Annotated in this window: 20 protein-coding genes; 5 read left to right on the plus strand and 15 right to left on the minus strand. The window is 43.9% G+C overall.

Annotation, left to right across the window (positions count from 1 at the left end; all coding sequences use genetic code 11):
- Window positions 1-93: 93 nt before the first annotated feature.
- The 5 genes from HRU42_RS06425 to fadR all read right to left on the minus strand — a co-directional run bounded on the left by HRU42_RS06425 (window position 94) and on the right by fadR (window position 5,080).
- Window positions 94-852, minus strand: a complete 759-nt coding sequence (locus HRU42_RS06425; protein WP_295029637.1) for a phosphocholine cytidylyltransferase family protein — start codon at window positions 850-852, stop codon at window positions 94-96.
- Window positions 853-937: 85 nt separating this feature from the next.
- Window positions 938-1,600 (minus strand): CDP-alcohol phosphatidyltransferase family protein, encoded by a 663-nt coding sequence (locus HRU42_RS06430; RefSeq protein ID WP_295029638.1) that lies wholly within the window; start codon window positions 1,598-1,600, stop codon window positions 938-940.
- Window positions 1,601-1,659: 59 nt separating this feature from the next.
- Entirely contained in the window at window positions 1,660-2,436 is a 777-nt protein-coding gene (locus HRU42_RS06435; RefSeq protein WP_295029639.1) for a CDP-alcohol phosphatidyltransferase family protein, read from the minus strand.
- Window positions 2,433-3,617: an alanine--glyoxylate aminotransferase family protein gene (locus tag HRU42_RS06440; RefSeq protein ID WP_295029641.1), complete on the minus strand. Its 1,185-nt coding sequence runs from the start codon at window positions 3,615-3,617 to the stop codon at window positions 2,433-2,435. The genes HRU42_RS06435 and HRU42_RS06440 overlap by 4 nt, the downstream gene beginning before the upstream one ends.
- Window positions 3,618-4,324: 707 nt before the next feature.
- Window positions 4,325-5,080: a fatty acid metabolism transcriptional regulator FadR gene (gene fadR / locus HRU42_RS06445; RefSeq protein ID WP_295029643.1), complete on the minus strand. Its 756-nt coding sequence runs from the start codon at window positions 5,078-5,080 to the stop codon at window positions 4,325-4,327.
- A gap of 305 nt (window positions 5,081-5,385) precedes the next feature.
- Here fadR and nhaB point away from each other — a divergent pair, with 305 nt between their 5' ends.
- Window positions 5,386-6,969, plus strand: coding sequence for a sodium/proton antiporter NhaB (gene nhaB, locus HRU42_RS06450; protein ID WP_295029644.1), 1,584 nt, complete (start codon window positions 5,386-5,388; stop codon window positions 6,967-6,969).
- Window positions 6,970-7,117: 148 nt separating this feature from the next.
- Complete coding sequence (gene dsbB / locus HRU42_RS06455; RefSeq protein WP_295029646.1) at window positions 7,118-7,657, plus strand: disulfide bond formation protein DsbB; 540 nt, start codon at window positions 7,118-7,120, stop codon at window positions 7,655-7,657.
- A gap of 62 nt (window positions 7,658-7,719) precedes the next feature.
- On the opposite strand, the gene HRU42_RS06460 is transcribed toward dsbB, so the two are convergent.
- From HRU42_RS06460 to HRU42_RS06470, 3 genes are all read right to left on the minus strand, one after another.
- Window positions 7,720-8,160 carry a YcgN family cysteine cluster protein gene (locus tag HRU42_RS06460; protein ID WP_295029647.1) on the minus strand — a complete coding sequence of 147 codons (441 nt, stop codon included), beginning with the start codon at window positions 8,158-8,160 and terminating at the stop codon, window positions 7,720-7,722.
- Between the two features lie 156 nt (window positions 8,161-8,316).
- Window positions 8,317-8,934, minus strand: a complete 618-nt coding sequence (locus HRU42_RS06465; RefSeq protein WP_367227151.1) for a lytic murein transglycosylase — start codon at window positions 8,932-8,934, stop codon at window positions 8,317-8,319.
- 131 nt (window positions 8,935-9,065) lie between these two features.
- Window positions 9,066-9,347, minus strand: a complete 282-nt coding sequence (locus HRU42_RS06470) for a YcgL domain-containing protein (RefSeq protein ID WP_295029648.1) — start codon at window positions 9,345-9,347, stop codon at window positions 9,066-9,068.
- A gap of 122 nt (window positions 9,348-9,469) precedes the next feature.
- On the opposite strand from HRU42_RS06470, the gene minC reads away from it, so the two are divergent.
- Genes minC through minE form a run of 3 tightly spaced genes read left to right on the plus strand, consistent with a single transcriptional unit; the run spans window position 9,470 to window position 11,233 of the window.
- Window positions 9,470-10,135, plus strand: coding sequence for a septum site-determining protein MinC (gene minC / locus HRU42_RS06475; protein WP_295029650.1), 666 nt, complete (start codon window positions 9,470-9,472; stop codon window positions 10,133-10,135).
- Between the two features lie 28 nt (window positions 10,136-10,163).
- Window positions 10,164-10,973 (plus strand): septum site-determining protein MinD, encoded by an 810-nt coding sequence (gene minD, locus HRU42_RS06480; protein ID WP_295029651.1) that lies wholly within the window; start codon window positions 10,164-10,166, stop codon window positions 10,971-10,973.
- Between the two features lie 2 nt (window positions 10,974-10,975).
- Window positions 10,976-11,233 (plus strand): cell division topological specificity factor MinE, encoded by a 258-nt coding sequence (gene minE / locus HRU42_RS06485; RefSeq protein ID WP_295029652.1) that lies wholly within the window; start codon window positions 10,976-10,978, stop codon window positions 11,231-11,233.
- Between the two features lie 87 nt (window positions 11,234-11,320).
- Here the strand turns inward: minE and rnd are convergent, their stop codons facing one another.
- The 7 genes from rnd to tsaB all read right to left on the minus strand — a co-directional run bounded on the left by rnd (window position 11,321) and on the right by tsaB (window position 18,213).
- Window positions 11,321-12,439, minus strand: coding sequence for a ribonuclease D (rnd, locus tag HRU42_RS06490; protein ID WP_295029654.1), 1,119 nt, complete (start codon window positions 12,437-12,439; stop codon window positions 11,321-11,323).
- Window positions 12,440-12,514: 75 nt separating this feature from the next.
- Entirely contained in the window at window positions 12,515-14,188 is a 1,674-nt protein-coding gene (gene fadD / locus HRU42_RS06495; RefSeq protein WP_295029655.1) for a long-chain-fatty-acid--CoA ligase FadD, read from the minus strand.
- A 185-nt stretch (window positions 14,189-14,373) separates the two neighbouring features.
- Window positions 14,374-15,258 carry an alpha/beta hydrolase gene (locus HRU42_RS06500; RefSeq protein ID WP_295029656.1) on the minus strand — a complete coding sequence of 295 codons (885 nt, stop codon included), beginning with the start codon at window positions 15,256-15,258 and terminating at the stop codon, window positions 14,374-14,376.
- Window positions 15,259-15,331: 73 nt separating this feature from the next.
- A complete protein-coding gene (locus tag HRU42_RS06505; RefSeq protein WP_295029657.1) occupies window positions 15,332-16,162 on the minus strand; it encodes a methyltransferase in 831 nt (276 codons plus the stop codon).
- A gap of 163 nt (window positions 16,163-16,325) precedes the next feature.
- Window positions 16,326-17,033, minus strand: coding sequence for a M50 family metallopeptidase (locus HRU42_RS06510; RefSeq protein ID WP_295029658.1), 708 nt, complete (start codon window positions 17,031-17,033; stop codon window positions 16,326-16,328).
- The gene (locus tag HRU42_RS06515) at window positions 17,026-17,409 is read right to left on the minus strand and encodes a hypothetical protein (RefSeq protein WP_295029659.1); all 384 of its coding nucleotides are present in this window, start codon (window positions 17,407-17,409) and stop codon (window positions 17,026-17,028) included. The genes HRU42_RS06510 and HRU42_RS06515 overlap by 8 nt, the downstream gene beginning before the upstream one ends.
- A gap of 84 nt (window positions 17,410-17,493) precedes the next feature.
- Window positions 17,494-18,213 carry a tRNA (adenosine(37)-N6)-threonylcarbamoyltransferase complex dimerization subunit type 1 TsaB gene (gene tsaB / locus HRU42_RS06520; protein ID WP_295029660.1) on the minus strand — a complete coding sequence of 240 codons (720 nt, stop codon included), beginning with the start codon at window positions 18,211-18,213 and terminating at the stop codon, window positions 17,494-17,496.
- Window positions 18,214-18,341 lie beyond the last annotated feature (128 nt).

Below are 18,341 nucleotides of genomic sequence, written 5' to 3' on the forward strand. Positions count from 1 at the left end.
AAATCAGCTAAGGACTGATACTGTTCACTAGCATCTTGGCAATTTTTGTTCATTATTTTTAGACTCAGCACTAAAAATAATTGACAGTCTCAGTTAAATTTGATTGCAAAAAATGCTCTTTGCCAAAGAGAAATCAGCTTGTGTATCGATTTCAGTCCACTTAAGCCCTGTAATATCTAGGGTATTAAAAGTGACATTTTTCTCAATCAATCGCTCATAAGCCGCTTCATAATAAGCTTGATGATTTTCTGGATCATTCATCATTAACTTTAATTCAGTGAATAATAGTTTCCCGGTTGCTTTGCTGATTTTTTCGATACCAATTGACTCCCCGATGGCATCTTGAGGCGCGACTTCTTTACTGGCTTTGAGTACCTTATTTTGCTCATCAACAATCACCTTGATTTCTTCGGCATCAAGATTAATATCTTTATCGATGCAAAGGCAATTAGCAACATCACTCACTATCAATTTACGCAGAATGTCTTGATCAAAAACAACGTCTGCATCAAATTTTATAAAATCACAATCTTTAACAAAAGGTTCGGTCAACATTAAAGAATAACCAGTATTTGTCTGCTCATAGCGTTCATTAGTCACAAACTGTGCGTTTAAACTAGGGAAATTAGACCTGACATAATCTTTTATTTGATCTTGCAAATAGCCTAGAACAAAAATCACGTCATTAATGCCACAAGCTTGAAGATTTGAAACCATCATTTGCAAAATAGTGTGGTCTCCTATTTTTAGTAAACTTTTTGGGCAATTATCAGTCAGAGGTCTGATCCTAGAACCGACTCCTGCAGCCAAGATGATGGCTTTAATTTTGGTGTTATTAATTTGCTCTTTCATGTTATTACTCTAAATTGTTAAGTTTCAACTAAAATCGTCACGACGTTTAATAATGTTATTGATGCTGTATATATTGACTAGGCATTCAAACACTAGTAGACATTATCTTCCAAGTATAAATTATCGATATAATGATGGTGTATGCAATAAGCACATAATACCAAGCACCACTTAATTTTGGTGTTCTGATTGGTGCTACATTGAGAAAAGCTATAGCGATAATGCTCCCATATAGCAGGTAGATAAATAAGCCAGGCTCGAGCAAACCATCAAATAGAAAAAGAAAAACCAAAATAATGGCATTATTATCAATGGCCATACCTTGATACGATGACTCACCATCTAAACCAAAAACATTGAAGTAACTCAAACGTAAAACACCGGCTGCAACAATGATAAAGGCTCCGGGGAAAAACCAAGGGCTAAAATCGCCATAACTCAATAATAATATTGCAGGGCAAATACCAAAACTAACAATATCAATTAAGGAATCGAGTTGAGCGCCAAACTGGCTTTGCTCTTTGGTCCGCCCTTGCATTTTTCTGGCGATAATGCCATCAGTCCAATCTAGAAATACCGCAACAATCAATGCAATCATTGCTGCTGGGTACAAAGATAAAAAAGCAAAATATATGGCTAATAATGCCGATAATAATCCCATCAATGAACATATGTTGGGTAAATCTTTAGCAAATGATAATATACTCGGTCGTGCTTGTTGGTTATTCATGGTTTCTACTGGGGGCATGTTGACTTCTCAAATAATAATTTAAATTACATTTAGTAGGTTACGACATAGTCAGGTAACTAACTTTTAATCTTTTCAATTTCTCTGCATTTAAGCCAAGCACGTCCAAGGGCAAGAAAAAATTGACTAAAAGCGAAAATCCATAACATTGGAATTAAGCAATCAAGTATTAAGGCTAACGACAGCATGAAAATAAACACACCTTCATTAACATAAATGATCTTGTACTGCTCACCAATAAACCAACGTAAGTTTGCCCGTAATCCAAAGCCAAATCCAGCCACATCCTCTTTGCTAGCGTTAGCCGTAGACTCTTGTAGAGCAAGATCTGCTAAATAGTTACTGTTGTGGCACATTTGCGTATGATAGCCTACGTATTTGACATAGCCCCTGAAGGAGTATGCTGCCACACCGATAAAAGCTAAAAGAAGTGGTAATACTTGTTGAGTTTGACTGTAGGCGGCGTAACCGATCGCACCAAACCAAAGTGCCACCTGGATTTCATCGGTAAGTTTGTCATAATAACATCCAACTACAGAGGTCGTTTTCCGGTAGCGCGCCATCTGCCCATCCATGCAATCAAACACATGACTTAACTGTATCAAAATGGCTGCGATAATGAAATTTTGGTAACCTCCGAGCACAATAAAAACAGTGGCAATAATAGCCGTAATAAATGAAATTAAGGTGATTAAATTCGGCGTTAACCATTTAAAATCAACTACTATAAAATTTAAGACAATAGCTAAAGGCGAGGTAACGAATGATGACCACCATTCGTCGTCTTTCGTTTTAGTTGCCCATAAACGGGCAAATTTTGACTTCGTCAGTTTCATGCAATGGAAAGCTTCGTAGGAGATAATTTTTTAGTAAATGGACTCACGCTAATAAAAGCGGCGGGAGTTGGCAGAAGATTACTTTTTTCTATCGAATTGAAATTTTCGAGTACATCGGTCAATGAAGATAAAAAATACCGGATGTCATTAGCTGAAAGCTCTCCAATATTACCGACCTGAAATACCTTGTTCTTGAAACAGCCTTTACCTTCATAAATAATAATAGACTTTTCACGTAATTTTTGACGAAAAGAACCCACATTTATATTTCTAGGTATATAAACCGTTGTTAATACAGAACACATATTTTTTTCAGCAATTAAAAATTTCAAGCCTAATTTAGTCATGCCTTTTCTTAATCGTGTGGCTCTAGCTTTTAATAAAGCATGTCGATTAGCCACTCCTTCATTGAGTAAATTGGCTAATGCTTGCTCCAATGCGAAAAACAGGTGCACCGCTGGTGTATTGGGTGTTTGATAAAATGTCTTAATGAAATAGTAAAACTTGTATAGATTTAGATACATGGTCTTGACTGGAAGTTTTTTTAGTTTTTCAAATTCTTCCACTTTTCCCAAGATAAATGATAAGCCGGAATACGAGTTCATTGCTTTCGAACTTGAACTTGAAAAGAAGTCAATATGACATTTTTTCATATCTATTTCTTCGGCTCCAGCAGAGCTAACACCATCAACGATAAACAAAATATTGTGTTTGTTAACTACGGCCCCAACTTTTTCAATTGAATTTAACATTCCTGAGCTGGTCTCATGATGAACCATGGCGACGACATCAATTTTATTGCGCTTAAGATAGTCCGATATTTTATCAATATCTAACTCTTCCCCCCAAGGGAAATCCAACCTGAAGGTGTTTTTATTATGGATAGTAGAAATATCGACTAAGCGTTCACCAAATTCACCGTTAGTAATAATAAGAATGTTTTTATCACCTACTACCGACGAAAGCATAGATTCATTTGCTGCAGTGCCAGAACCAGTAATAACCACTGCTCTATAATCTGCTTGTTTAACCCTAAATATTTTCAGCAATTTACTTTCAATACTTTGCAATAGCTGGTCAAATTCAACCTCTCGATGACAAATATCTTCTTTAGCAACTGCCTGCCTGACATTATCTGCCACATTAACAGGACCGGGTGTAAACAAAAGATAATTGTTCATTATTGTTTTTTTTCTCCACTAAAAATTATAGACAAGTGTACAACAGTCATGTTTTTTATAGACTTATTCGTAAATGAACCTTAATGGAAATGAATTATGGATCACGTCAAATAATATAGCGAACAGACGATTAATACGATTAGGTGCAATTAGGTGCAATTAGGTACTAATGGGTACTAATGGGTACTAATGGGTACTAATGGGTACTAATGGGTACTAATGGGTACTAATGGGTACTAATGGGTACTAATGGGTACTAATTTGGTGCAAGTGGGTACGATTAAGCGAGAACTTTCATTGATAATTATTAACCATATATCAAGCTTTGAAGGGAAAGTTCTGGGTGCACAACTTTGTGAGTTGCTAGATAGTTTCTTGCGGAACCATGATCTTCAATATAGCAGAGTTTATTTAAAATAGCTACGACTAAGCACGTTGAAAGTGAACATGGTTTGCGACCAGCCCCCCTTTACTATTGGCTGGGTTGGCTAATCATTCCCTCTCCAGACCACTGATTTAATTGACAAGTCTACGTTCATAGAAATACTTCGCCAATCTAAAAAGTTGTAACCTGCTAGCTTAAAATTAGCATTTAGTTATGATTTCTTATGTAGATAACACAGTTAGGAATCATAAACTGACACCTATTCTTAACAGAACAAGTGTCAGTTTTACTAGATGACAATCATTGAACAAAAAAATAGCGACTATTTATGTTCCATATTTTTAGCCTGGCTATTTTTAAATTTCTGCCACACCTTACCGCTATTGATACCATAACTGCGCATCAAAGCCGGTATCGCGTTGTGATTCTTCTCTGCCGCAAGTTGTTTTAGCCCTTCATAAAAATCAAACGCTAGCAGTCTGGCTTCAGGTATGGTGAAATAATCTTTACCGACTCGGCTATAAAGGCCTTTAAACCCATTGAGGATCAGCACATAGAGTGGATTGCCTGAGTTAAACGCTAAAGTATGATGCAGCTGATAATCAAAATCGACATAGGCCTGAGGATCATCATTTAAACTAGAGATCTGCTCCAATGCTTGCAGCACTTTATCGGGATTATGACGCACCGCCCCCTTGAAATAGATGGCGCTGATATTCGTTCGTGCCGAGAGGAGTTGCTCTAATAGTACAGGCTCGCCGGCTGGATTAAGATCCGCAATGGTCTCAAGTACATTGAGGCCTGACGATTCCCAGATATCATTGACTCGGGTCGGTTTACCATGCTGAATCGTCAACCAGCCATCTCTGGCCAATCGCTGGAGCACTTCTCTGAGTGTGGTTCGTGTAACGCCGATTAATTCGGAAAGCTCACGCTCTGCAGGCAAAATTGTACCTGGGGGGAACTTATCTTCCCAGATAGATCGGACAATGTATTTTTCAGCAAAGCTCGCCGGTCCTTTAGCCTCAATGATACCTGAATCTTTTGAAGTTAAAGGAGCTTTTTGGGCAATTGTCATCAGGTTACTTTTCCCACTCTAGTTCGTGTTATTTTGAGTACTGATCATACCAGAGCGGGAAAAAATGGAAACCTAATATGAATAATACTGCTTCTGTTCAAAAATCACGCACTCACATAAGGGGTAAAATCACGCTTAGATCACGACTTTGGCACATTTTTGCTATTTAGATCTAAATTTTAAGCTATTTTTAAGCAATTGGGCTAATTAAGGTATTAAATTAATGGTTTCTTTACGCTAGACTGGTGCGATTCAAATAGACTGTAGTTTTTACAATCAATCATATATCAATTTGAGAGGGTGCCATGCCTGTGACAATGCGTCAGGCGTTTATTGATAACTTCTTGGGAAATTCACCCAAGTGGTTCAAGATCGCGATTATATCTTTTTTAATAATAAATCCAATAATTTTCTATATTAACCCCTTCGTCGCCGGTTGGTTACTCGTCGTCGAGTTCATATTCACCTTAGCCATGGCGTTAAAATGTTACCCTCTGCAGCCCGGTGGCTTATTAGCTATCCAAGCTGTAGCAATAGGCATGACCTCACCGAATCAGGTAATGCATGAGATAGAGGCCAATTTAGAAGTACTCTTGCTGTTGATCTTCATGGTCGCAGGCATCTACTTTATGAAGCAGTTGCTCCTATTTGCCTTCACTAAGATGATCACTAAGGTACGCTCTAAAATCGCCGTATCCTTAATGTTCTGTTTAGCGTCCGCCTTCTTATCGGCCTTCCTCGATGCATTAACCGTCATCGCGGTGATCATTGCCGTGGCCATAGGTTTCTACTCCATCTACCATAAAGTGGCCTCGGGTAAATCTTTCTCGGATGAACATGACCATACCGATGAAGGTAATAACCAATTGTGTGAAGAAGAGTTAGAAAACTTCCGCGGTTTCCTACGTAACTTATTGATGCATGCCGGCGTGGGTACCGCGCTCGGTGGTGTCTGTACCATGGTGGGAGAGCCACAAAACTTAATCATAGCCGCACAAGCAAACTGGCAATTCGCCGAATTTGCGATACGTATGGCACCGGTCACAGTGCCGGTATTTATTGCCGGCATAGCGACCTGTTATCTGGTAGAGAAGTTTAAAGTCTTCAGCTACGGCGTGCAACTTCCAGAAGCCGTGCATAAGATACTCTCCGATTACGCCAGCTATGAAGATGCACATCGTACTAAACACGACAAGATGAAGCTGGTTGTTCAGGCCCTCATCGGCGTCTGGTTGGTAGTGGGTCTGGCCCTACACTTAGCCTCTGTGGGCTTAATAGGTCTATCAGTCATCATTCTAGCAACGGCTTTCAATGGCATAACCAATGAACATGCGCTAGGTAAGGCATTCGAAGAAGCCCTACCTTTTACCGCGCTCTTAGCGGTATTTTTTGCCATCGTAGGTGTCATCATAGATCAACAGCTGTTTGCACCTGTGATTCAATGGGCACTGAGTTACGAAGGGAATACTCAATTGGTGATTTTTTACATCGCCAACGGCTTACTCTCTATGGTTAGCGATAATGTCTTTGTCGGCACCGTCTATATCAACGAGCTCAAGACCGTCTTGCTCAATGGCCAGATAACCCGCGACCAATTCGACTTGTTAGCCGTCGCAGTGAACACGGGGACTAACTTGCCATCGGTTGCAACACCGAACGGTCAGGCCGCCTTCCTGTTCTTGTTGACCTCGGCAATTGCTCCACTCATACGCCTCTCATACGGGCGCATGGTATGGATGGCTTTGCCATACACCATAGTGTTATCCATAGTGGGTGTGTTGGCCATTCAGCTCGGCGCGCTCGAGCACATGACTCAGTACTTCTATGACTCAGGCATACTCATTCACCACTCTGCGAAAGACGCTGTGGGTGCCGTGACCGGTCATTAATAGAGATACTGAACTTTTATCTGCTAATTCAGTCCTATAAACGCCCTACATGGGCGTTTTTCATTGGCACATTCGCCACAGTAGGATATGGTTTATCTATAATGAGTAGGGCCTAGCCTGCGGTATAAAATATTACGGAGAAAATGATTTGAACTCTATGACTAGATTCGCTCAATCCCGTCTTGCCTGGTTTATCCTGGCTGGCACGGCGTTGGGACTCGAGGTATGCGCCCTCTTGTTTCAACATGTCATGAAATTAGATCCTTGTGTGATGTGCATCTACCAGAGGCTGGCTATCTTTGGCATTTTGGCCGCGGGCTTAATTGGCATTGTCGGCCATAAAAATCGATTTGCTCGGCTAATCGCCGTGATTGGCTGGGGGGTTAGCGCCGCTTGGGGCTTGAAACTAGCACTTGAGCTAGTCGATATGCAAACCAACCCATCTCCATTTGCGACATGCTCTTTCTTACCCGAATTTCCTGCTTGGATGCCGCTCCATGAGTGGATGCCTGATATCTTCCTGCCAACAGGTATGTGCAGTGATATTCCTTGGGAAATGATGGGAGTCACCATGGGACAATATATGATTGGGGCTTTCGCGGCTTACCTGATGGCCTTACTTCTCTTCATTATCCCGGCTTTATCGGCAAACAAACCAAGACCAGGATTTATCGCCGATTATAGATAATCAGCGCAAAAAAACGCCCTACCCGGGCGTTTTTGCTTTCTATTCTCACAGCGATGGATCGACTAATCCAGCGCGTTCAATGGCCAAATCACGATATGATCTTCCAAATACTTAACCCTTGTCTCACAAATCACCTTATCTTGTGTCGACATGCCATTTTGATGCATCTCTGATTTAGAGCCAGTGATGAGTGGGTGCCAACTCGGTAATGACTTACCTAGATATAAACGTCGATAGGCACAGCTATCCGGCAACCAGGTTAATTCGGCGACATTGTCCATGGTCACTTGAGTACACGAAGGCACATAGTCGAATCGGCTTGAATAGTGGATACAATGACCTTGGTGGCTATCGAGTAACTTACACGCCACATTGGTGTAATAGAGCTCTTCGGTATCATCATCGATAATTTTATTCAAGCAACACTTACCACAGCCGTCACACAAAGACTCCCACTCTGAAATATTCATCTGAGCTAAGGTTTTTTCTTTCCAAAATTCCATTATTCAATTCTATAAAAAAGACAACTTTCGCAGGCTATTTTACACTAGTTAGTGAATTCATTGAAGCTCATGAGTCTCTGCATGCTCCCCAACCTTGGTAAACGTTAGGTAAGAGTTATTTGATAGGAGGGTATTTCAATCTTTCAGACAGATAAGTCACAGACTAGACCACTGTGAGAATGTCTGCTTCACCGCTAAGGCGGCGAGTTCGGCATCAAAAGCCGCTGCCGACGCTAACGCATCTAAGGTGTTATTCCAGATATCCTTGTTGCCATCTCCGTTACCATCTTGGGCGTAACTAAGATACATATTGGGAGTAAGCTGAATCTGCCCCATGGTGCCGGTTCTCGACGCCCTCAAGTCATCGTACGTTATTCGTGCTTGAGCAAGAATATTCAAGGCGGCGAAAAACTCTTTTTTATAAGCGGACGGCTGTCTACTTTCAAAGGCTAAGGAAGCGGTAACAGAAAGTACTGGGTAGCCAGTTAAATGGCCGCCATAATTAGATTCAATACCCCACAGGGCTAAAATAAATCTGGGCTGAACCCCATACTTTTCACCCAAGATGTCCAGCTCGTCCTTATGTTCTTTGAAAAAGGCACGGGCCGTGCTCACGTTGGCGTCTGATACGCGAATGGGCAAATATGTCTCAAGCGATATAGGAAGATTGGGATCTTGCTTTGGGGGAGTAGATTGTTTAAAGCGTTTAATCTGAGAAAATGCTGTGTCTATGGTGGTTTTATCAATACCTAAATCGTGGATTCTTGCCTTAATTGAGCCAAAAACTCATTAAAGCTGTGCTGTTTTTCTGGCTCACTAGCCAAAACACTCGGGGATGACATCATCAGTAATGACACCACCCGAAGCCAACGCCTATTTAGCACCATAAACATTCCCTATTCAGGCTATTTACCGCTGTAGCCGATCGCTTTCTTATGCTCTTCTAGTAAGTTAACCTTTGGTGGGGGGACTTGTAAATAATAACCTTTATTAAGCAGCTCACTTTTAACCTTGTTAATATCGGCAAAGCCTAAATGATCTCTTTTTGACAGGGGTAACATCATCACTAAGGTCGGTGCACCAAACATCTCCATTAAAGCCTCTGGGACACGTTCAAATTCATTACGTTTTTCAACAAAAAGATAACTGTCAGCCTTGAGGCGACTCTTATATACAGCACAGATCATATACTACCAACTTTCCAAACTATTCAACTTGCCAGTGACTGAGTCACACTATAACATGGAAGGTCAGGAATATAATGCACATCAGCATCAATGCTGATTATTTATAAAAGAGCAATATCGGCATGCAGAAACCCAGCCTAGAACTGAAAGGCTCCTCTTTTACGCTTTCTGTGCTTCATATCAATCATTTTGATCTGGAAAAAGTCGCAGCAGAGTTAGATAGTAAATTAGCTATCGCCCCGCAGTTTTTTATTGGCGCCCCTCTGGTTGTCAATCTTAGCTCAATTACCGATCCCGAGTATAACCTTGCCGCCCTCAGAGACCTGCTCATTTCGAGGCAACTCGTCATCGTTGGCATCACAGGTGCGGTCACAGGAGTGGCGGCGCAAGCTAAAGATTTAGGCTTGGCACTGATCAAGTCTGGCAAGCAGGTAACAGCTCAACCACAGATGCCAAAGACCACCAAGATAGTGAAACGCAATGTCCGCTCAGGACAACAGATATATGCTAAGAACAGTGATCTGATCGTGGTCGGCACAGTCGGCAATGGCGCAGAGCTTATCGCCGATGGCAGCATTCATGTCTACGGCTCACTGCGTGGTAAGGCAATGGCTGGGGCTGCGGGTGATAAACATGCGGTCATAATCGCAAAATCCATCGATGCCGAGCTGGTTTCCATCGCGGGTCAATATTGGCTAACGGAAAACATTCAAGCAAACAGCACAACGAAAAGTGGTTGTATTCGGCTCGACGGTGAATCTCTCACCATCGAAGCTTTGCCACTTTAAAAAGATAGAAATAAGGATAGAAGCACACATGGCGCAAATTATTGTTGTCACCTCAGGTAAAGGCGGCGTAGGGAAAACAACTTCCAGTGCTGCCATTGCCACAGGTTTGGCATTGAAGGGACATAAGACTGTCGTTGTAGATTTTGATATTGGACTGCGTAACTTAGATCTCATTATGGGTTGCGAACGTCGCGTGGTGTATGACTTTGTCAATGTTATCAATGGTGAAGCAAATCTCAGCCAAACCTTGATTAAGGATAAGCGCTGCGAAAAGTTATACATACTGCCAGCATCCCAGACCCGTGATAAAGACGCATTGACCAAGGAAGGCGTTGGCAAGGTTCTGCAAGATCTTGCTAAAGATTTCGAATATATCATCTGTGACTCACCCGCTGGCATCGAAACGGGTGCCATGATGGCACTCTATTTTGCCGATATCGCCATCGTCACGACGAACCCGGAAGTGAGCTCGGTAAGAGATTCTGACCGTATTCTTGGCATGCTACAGAGTAAATCGAAACGCGCCGAAGAGGGTTTAGAGCCGGTTAAAGAGTACCTGTTACTCACCCGCTACTCTCCCAAGAGGGTATCGAGCGGAGAGATGTTAAGTGTCGAAGATGTTGAAGATATCCTCGCAATTCCACTTATCGGCGTGATCCCTGAGTCGCAAGCGGTATTGAAAGCTTCGAACTCTGGTGTACCTGTGATCTTAGATCTAGAGAGTGACGCCGGAAAAGCTTACAGCGACAGTGTAGAGCGTCTACTGGGTAAAGAACTTCCTCTGCGTTTCACCACCGAAAAAAAGAAAGGTTTCTTAAAGAGGATATTTGGGAGCTAATTATGACTTTACTCGATTATTTCAAGAGCAAGAAAAAACCTAATACGGCATCGACGGCTAAAGAGCGCTTGCAGATCATCGTCGCTCATCAAAGGGGCGAGCGCGATGCGCCTGATTATTTCCCTAAGATGAAGCAAGAGATCATCGAAGTGATCCGTAAGTATGTACAGATAGACACAGATCAAATAACTGTGCAGCTGGATCAAAATGATGAGCAACTATCTGTACTCGAACTGAATGTGACTTTACCGGAAAAGTAATACCATTCCATATGAGTATCTGGTCAGTTAAACAAAAAAACGCCGCATCGATAATGCGGCGTTTTTCTTGGTTCTACATGATGATTATCAGATATTTGACAGTGTTAGCTCAGCCAATGCCGTCTCAACCAAAGCCTTACGCCAGCCCGTCAATAACAAGGGCGATTCACCTATCTTACCGTCCCAAAGCCACTGTAAATACCCATGAATATATCGCTTAGATCCCAAGAGCTCGATGGGAACCTCCTGCTGCTCAGATATGCTAACTAGGCAGTTCTTTATCACCTTAAATGATGTTTTGTAGCCCGTTTTCAAGGCGATAACATCGATTGCGTTAGGCGGATTTTCGACATCGGCGGTTTTCAATAAGGCCAAAATATCTTTGCCGTGAATGCGTTTTTCCTGCTCGGTGAGCTCAATCATCTTAAAAAGTTCTTGGCTATTTTTCGGCTGCTTCTTAGCTAAACCTATCAAGGCATGATCTTTAACCACAAAGCCCACAGCCAGATCACGTGCGATGGCTTTTTTCAAGCGCCATTGAGCCAGTACCTTGAGATAGGCCAACTGCCTTGGACTCAATTGAAAGGCATTCTTAACTTTAAGGTAGGCTTGCTCCAGATCCGGCGGCGTTAATCGGCCTCGGGTCATTCGCTCTCCCTCCTCAATGACCCAGTCTAAACGCCCCTGCTGTTGGAGATTTTCGAGCAACTGAGGATAGAGATTATAAAGATAATAGACATCGTTTGCGGCATAGTTAAGCTGAGCCTCGCTCAAGGGACGCTTCATCCAATCGGTACGTGACTCCCCCTTATCTAAGCTGATATCTAACGTCTGCTCCACTAACTTAGCATAACCGAGTCCATGACCTAAGCCACACAGGGCCGCGGCAATCTGGCTATCGAATAGATTGCTTGGTTGACAAGACCCGTTACGAGCAAAGACCTCTAGATCCTCACTGCATGAATGCAGCACTGTGGTGATATTAGGATCAGTCAGTAAACTCCAAAACTCAGATAAATTATTCACAGCAACCGGGTCAATCAGAGCTAACGTCTTGCCATCATAGGCCTGGATTAAACCTAGACGGGCATAAAAGGTGCGGGTGCGAACAAACTCGGTATCTAATACCAATAGATCACTTTGTCGATATTGCGATACGAGTGCTGTTAAGCTCGCATCGTCCTCTATATATTCAAACGCTAACAAGGTCTTCTCCCAAGATTGTGTCGTTAAAAAGCCGGCATATAGCCGGCTTAGAGAGCAAAGATATCAATAATGAGGTTAAGCTGACTTAACCTCATCTCTTAGCTCTCTACGTAAGATTTTACCTACGTTGGTTTTCGGTAGCTCATCCCTGAATTCTACCAGCTTAGGCACTTTATATCCCGTTAAATGCAGTCGGCAATGGTCGATGATATCTCGTTCGCTTAAAGATTTATCATTTACCACCACAAACACCTTCACGGTTTCACCCGAGAGGTCATTAGGTACGCCCACGGCGGCGACTTCAACCACGGCCGAATGCATGGCGACAACCTCTTCGACTTCATTGGGAAATACATTAAAGCCAGACACAAGAATCATGTCCTTCTTACGATCGACGACATAGAAGTAACCTTGCTCATCCATATAACCGATATCACCGGTGGCCAGATAGCCATTTTTATCGATGACGGTAGCGGTTTCTTCCGGACGCTGCCAGTAGCCAAGCATGATTTGCGGCCCCTTAGCAAACAGCTCTCCAGTCTCTCCCTGAGCTAGGACCTTGCCATCATCATCACGAACCTGAATATCTGTCATTGCCACGGGAAAGCCTATGGCACCGTTGTAACCTGCCAGGTTATAGGGGCAGCACGTCACCAGAGGCGAGGCTTCGGTTAAACCATAACCCTCCAATAACTTGGTCTTAGTGATATTCTGCCATTTCTCAGCGACGGCGCGCTGTACGGCCATACCACCACCGATAGACAACTTCAGATTTGAAAAATCGAGCTTTCTAAATTCTTCCGAGTTAACCAGCGCATTAAATAGGGTATTAACCCCAGTAATCGCAGTATAGGGATGTTTCTTCAACTCAGCGATAAAAGCGGGCAGATCCCTGGGATTGGTGATCAATAGGTTATTCGCGCCTTTATGCATAAACAGCAGACAGTTCACCGTTAACGCGAAAATATGATAAAGCGGTAGCGCGGTAACGACAAACTCTTTGCCGTCGTCGAGCATAGGCGAGTAAGCCGCATTGGCCTGGAGCAAGTTACTAACCACATTACCATGGGTCAACATCGCGCCTTTAGACACCCCGGTGGTGCCACCTGTGTATTGCAAGAAAGCCAGATCATCTTTATTCAGCTTAGGCTTCACATATTGTAAACGGCGACCCTTGCTGAGAGACTTTCTCAAGGACATGGCGTGGGGAAGATCGAACTTTGGTACCATCTTCTTGATATATTTGACAACAAAGTTAACTAAGGTGCGTTTCGGAGCACTAAGAAGATCACCCAGTCCGGTCAAGATCACACTCTCTACCTGTGTCTGTTCGACAACCTTTTCCAGGGTATGCGCGAAGTTTGACACGACGACTATGGCCTTAGCGCCCGAATCGTTCAGCTGATGCTTCAATTCTCTGGGCGTGTAAAGGGGATTAACATTGACTACCACCATGCCCGCGCGTAACACACCAAATAAGACGATGGGATACTGCAATAGATTTGGCATCATGATAGCCACCCTATCGCCCTTCTCTAGCTTAAGCTCGTTCTGAAGGTAAGCCGCGAAAGCACGGCTACGCTCCTCTAACTTACGGTAGGTTAAGGTCGCACCCATGTTGACGAAAGCAGGCTGGTCGGCAAACCTCGATACTGAAGTCTCAAACATATCGACAAGCGAGTCATACTCCTCAACGTCGATCTCAGCGGGTACATCATCCGGTAAATTATCAATCCAAATCTGTTCCACAAATATCTCCTAAATCCCCACATCCAGTGGATATAAGCTTATTCGCCTATAAATAGCTTGAAAATCAACAAGCAAAATCACTGATTTTAATTATTTTTTTATAAACACTAGTTTCATACGAGTGTTTTAATTTTGATCATCATCACATAAATGGCGTAAAAAACCTAGTCCCATTTTTCTTTATCTCATTTTCCCCCTGCAGACAGAAAGGCAAGGATCGCATCGGCGACTCGTTGCGCATTTCCCATATGCAGATGATGGTCGCCGGCTAATTCAATACAAGACAGATGATTGAACCATAGCTGAGCCTTGGGCAATAAATGACTTATCTGCTCATAACCTGATTCGGCTGTAATAATCAGTGTCTCAGTACTGTGGCCTGTCATCAAGGCATCGACCTGCTCGAAGGTCAGTCTCAATGGCGAGTCTAATTTAAGCCTGGGATCACTGCGCCAGCTGAAACCGCTAACCTCTTGTTGCATATTTCTATCGACTAATAAACGACACCAAGCTTCATCGAGGCCGGTCAACCTGACTCTGGCCTTGACCGCGAGTTCAATCGAGTCATAAACGGCCGCCGAGTTCACGCTCTTGTTGACCATGCGAAGGTGACTGGCGAAGCTGTTTCTTAGTCTTACATTATTTTTAGCGGCTGACTCGAATAATGGACTGATGGCTTCGAGCAGCACCAGCTTGTTGACCCGTTCTGGAAACGCCGCCGTATACGCTGCAGCGATGATGCCCCCTAACGAGTGGCCTATGATGCCTTCGAATGTGTCTTCTTGTTTGAGACTGTCGATTAACAACTCAAGATCATAGAGGTAATCTATCCAATGCAATGGATATAATCCCGGCCTGTGTTCGGAATGACCATGGCCAGGCCAGTCAATCGCCAGGATCTGGTATTGAGGTAAGAACTGTGCCAAAGGCTCGAAGCTGTTGGCATTATCCAACCAGCCATGCAGGGCTAATAACAAGGGCTTATCAGCGCTCCCCCAACGACGTCCGGATAAACGGATATGAGGTAACTGTATCTGGACCTCATTTTTCTCATCTCGAGTATGCAGCATAAGACCTCATTAGTTAACACGCCCCTTTTTCAGGGGCGCAACAGTGCCATACTTAACCTAAGATGTCAGTTATTTATTGACTGTTTTTAATAAATTTTAATGTCATGCGATCGCTCTCGCCTATGGCCAGATACTTTTCTTTATCAAGATCATCTAAGGCTAATCTGGGCGGCAAGGTCCACACACCTTTAGGGTGATCTTTGCTATCCTTGGTGTTGGCATTGATCTCAGATTTAGCGACCAAGGTAAAGCCCACTTTTTCGGCTAACGCGATCACTTTAGCCTCATCCATATAACCCGTTTTAGCGTCCATTCCCGCCTTGGCTCTGTGCTCGACTATGCCAAAGGTTCCACCAGATTTTAGCACTTTGTAAGCCGATTCGAATACTGGCTCTAGTTGATCTTTCATCGCCCAGTTATGTAAATTTCTAAATGTCAGCACCACATCGACACTGGCGTCATCACCTAGTGCATAATGTGTCGGCGGCTCGAACGTCACAGTCGTCGCTTTACCTAGCCGTTGACGATTATCTTGCAGCCAGGTTTCAAACTTCTTACCAGACTTAGCTTTATAACCTGCACGCTTGTTCTCATCAATAGGCTGAGTATTGAAGTTACCAGCAATATATTGGCCATCTGCAGCCAAGTATGGCGCTAAGATCTCGGCATACCAGCCGCCACCAGGCCAGAGTTCGATCACCTTATCGCTTGGTTTGATGTCAAAAAAGACTAACGTCTCTAATGGGTGACGAAAGTCATCTCGGCTGGTATTTTTAGCTTGTCTAAAATCGCTATTCACCGCTTGCTGTAAACTGCTCGCCCCATGACCATCAGAATGGGCCAAGGCGTTGACACTCAGCGTGGCACTGACGAGCATGCCAGCCACAAACATGTAATTTCTCATTATTGCTTCCCTGTAGATAGGTTAATCATTAATCGGACTCGACTAACCTAGCAGCAGCGCACTCAAAAACCAAGTGGCTTTAGCCGCCCATAGGCAGGCTTACTGGCCGAAAATGCAGGGGGAATGTAAAAAGATAATGAATAGACGCAATCAATTGAGCCGATTAAGCCGTGTTAGATGCGGCCCTATCGACACGTTGCCAGCAAAGGAAGATCATCGAGGCGCTGAAGGCTAGCCAGATGAACACCCAGATCCAGGCTGGGATCCAAGTCGCACCCGCCAACATGGCGGCATCACCTTTGCCATTGAGGCCGAGCAAGACAGTGGGGCTGGCCAAGGCATTTAACATGATCATCAGTGCCATGATCCTTAAGCCACTCCCCATGAAGCGGTTTTTATTTAATTTAAGCGGCAACAAGAAAAGCACGGCAAGACTGGCTAAGATGGAGATAGTGAGCACATCCCTGCCCCACAACAAGGTCGTCAATATGACCGCGCCGCCCAATAGGGCGAAGCTCACTCTTATGCCCTTGGGCCAAGTCGCCAGAATAAAGATTAAATACCCCCAAAGAGCGGCACCGAAATAACCGCTAAAGCCGATAACCACAGGCCAACCACCTTGGCTGAAACACAAGCCTGCACCATTGGGGAAAAGCTGAATATGGCTCACAGCACCACCGGTCAATAAGGTGGCCAAGCCGTGGGAGAGTTCATGAAAATAGCTTTCGAGCCATTTAAAAGGGACACTGATAAAAGGTAAACGTGTGATAAGTAAAGCGATTAAGAGTTCGACTAAGAATCGTCCCCGGCTGGGCGCGCCAGTCACAGCTTGGTTTATCTGAGTCTCTAGTGTGCCTGGCTGATTAAGCATAGGTATCAATTCCAACCATCTGTTGAATGGCTTCTCTTTCGGCCGCATGTTGATTCGTCAGGTATTGGGCAACAGCGCCGTCACTGGCTTGGGTCTGCTGCTCATATTCCAGCCTGGCGCCTAAACGAGACGCCAAGGGGTCGGGTGCAGGCGACTGAACTTGGCTAGCAAGGAGAGGCTCATTCGATAAGCCCTCTGCAGCGCGCTCTCTAGTCTCCTCTCTTTGGGGTGAGGCGTGAACCTTATCAAGCTGCTCGACTCTAGATGAGCTCTCGACCCGCTCACTTGGAGTCAAGGTTATGGCATCTATTGATGCCGGCGCAATACTCGATGACCCGGACTTGAGCACGTTATAATGGTTGGTTTGTATCTGCATAATATCGACTCCTTGCCTCAGGCCACACATATTCCCGTCATGGCTTTTAACAGATTAAGCTTACCTTAAATACCGGTATAAGCCCTACTCACGTCCCGGTAATTTTTTCCAGGTTACCGTATCACGTACATACACGGGTGCCAGTTCATCGACTGAGGTCGATAGTCCTCGAGTATACCCCTGTTTTGCCAAGGCTAACATCGATTTAGCATCGGGAAACTTGATGTTATTCGCCGCCACTAACTCATTCGATAGTTCGAGTAGTTGCGGATAAGTATCGAATCCGGTACCTGTGGCCAGGATAGCACCTTGGGTATCAGGCGCTAGGGTCACTAAATCTGGCGCGATCACCACCTCAGAGCTAACAGGCTCGGCGATACCCTCTTTAACCACGAACTGGCCCCAATAGACCTCACCCATTCTAGCGTCGATGGCGGCAACGATCTGCTCGCCACCTTGATCGTCATATACGGCTTGTGCCATGGTCTGTAGGCTAGATAAGCCGATAACAGGGATATCTTGTCCTAAGGCCAGACCTTGGGTCATGCTGGTACAGATACGGATCCCGGTGAAGCTGCCCGGCCCGCGACCATAGGCAATAAGATCCACATCGGCAATCTTGATATTTGCCTGAGATAAGACACTGTCTATCATGGGCAAGATACGCTGGCTGTGTTCACGAGGCACTATCGCCAATTCATGATATATCTCGCCATCGACCACCAGGGACGCCGAACAAGATTCGGTACAAGTATCTATCGAGAGTATGGTGAGCTCATCGGAGGTTTTCTGTATATCTGTCATCTGTTACCACAAACAAAAAAGGCTATAATAACGCCTCGAAGCGCCTAGATAAGCGCAACAAGACAAGGGATAAATCCGCTATTATAACCTATGTGATATTCACTTGTCGGCGGTTAAGGTTTAAATTA

The organism is Shewanella sp. (assembly GCF_013214165.1).
Lineage (GTDB): Bacteria > Pseudomonadota > Gammaproteobacteria > Enterobacterales > Shewanellaceae > Shewanella.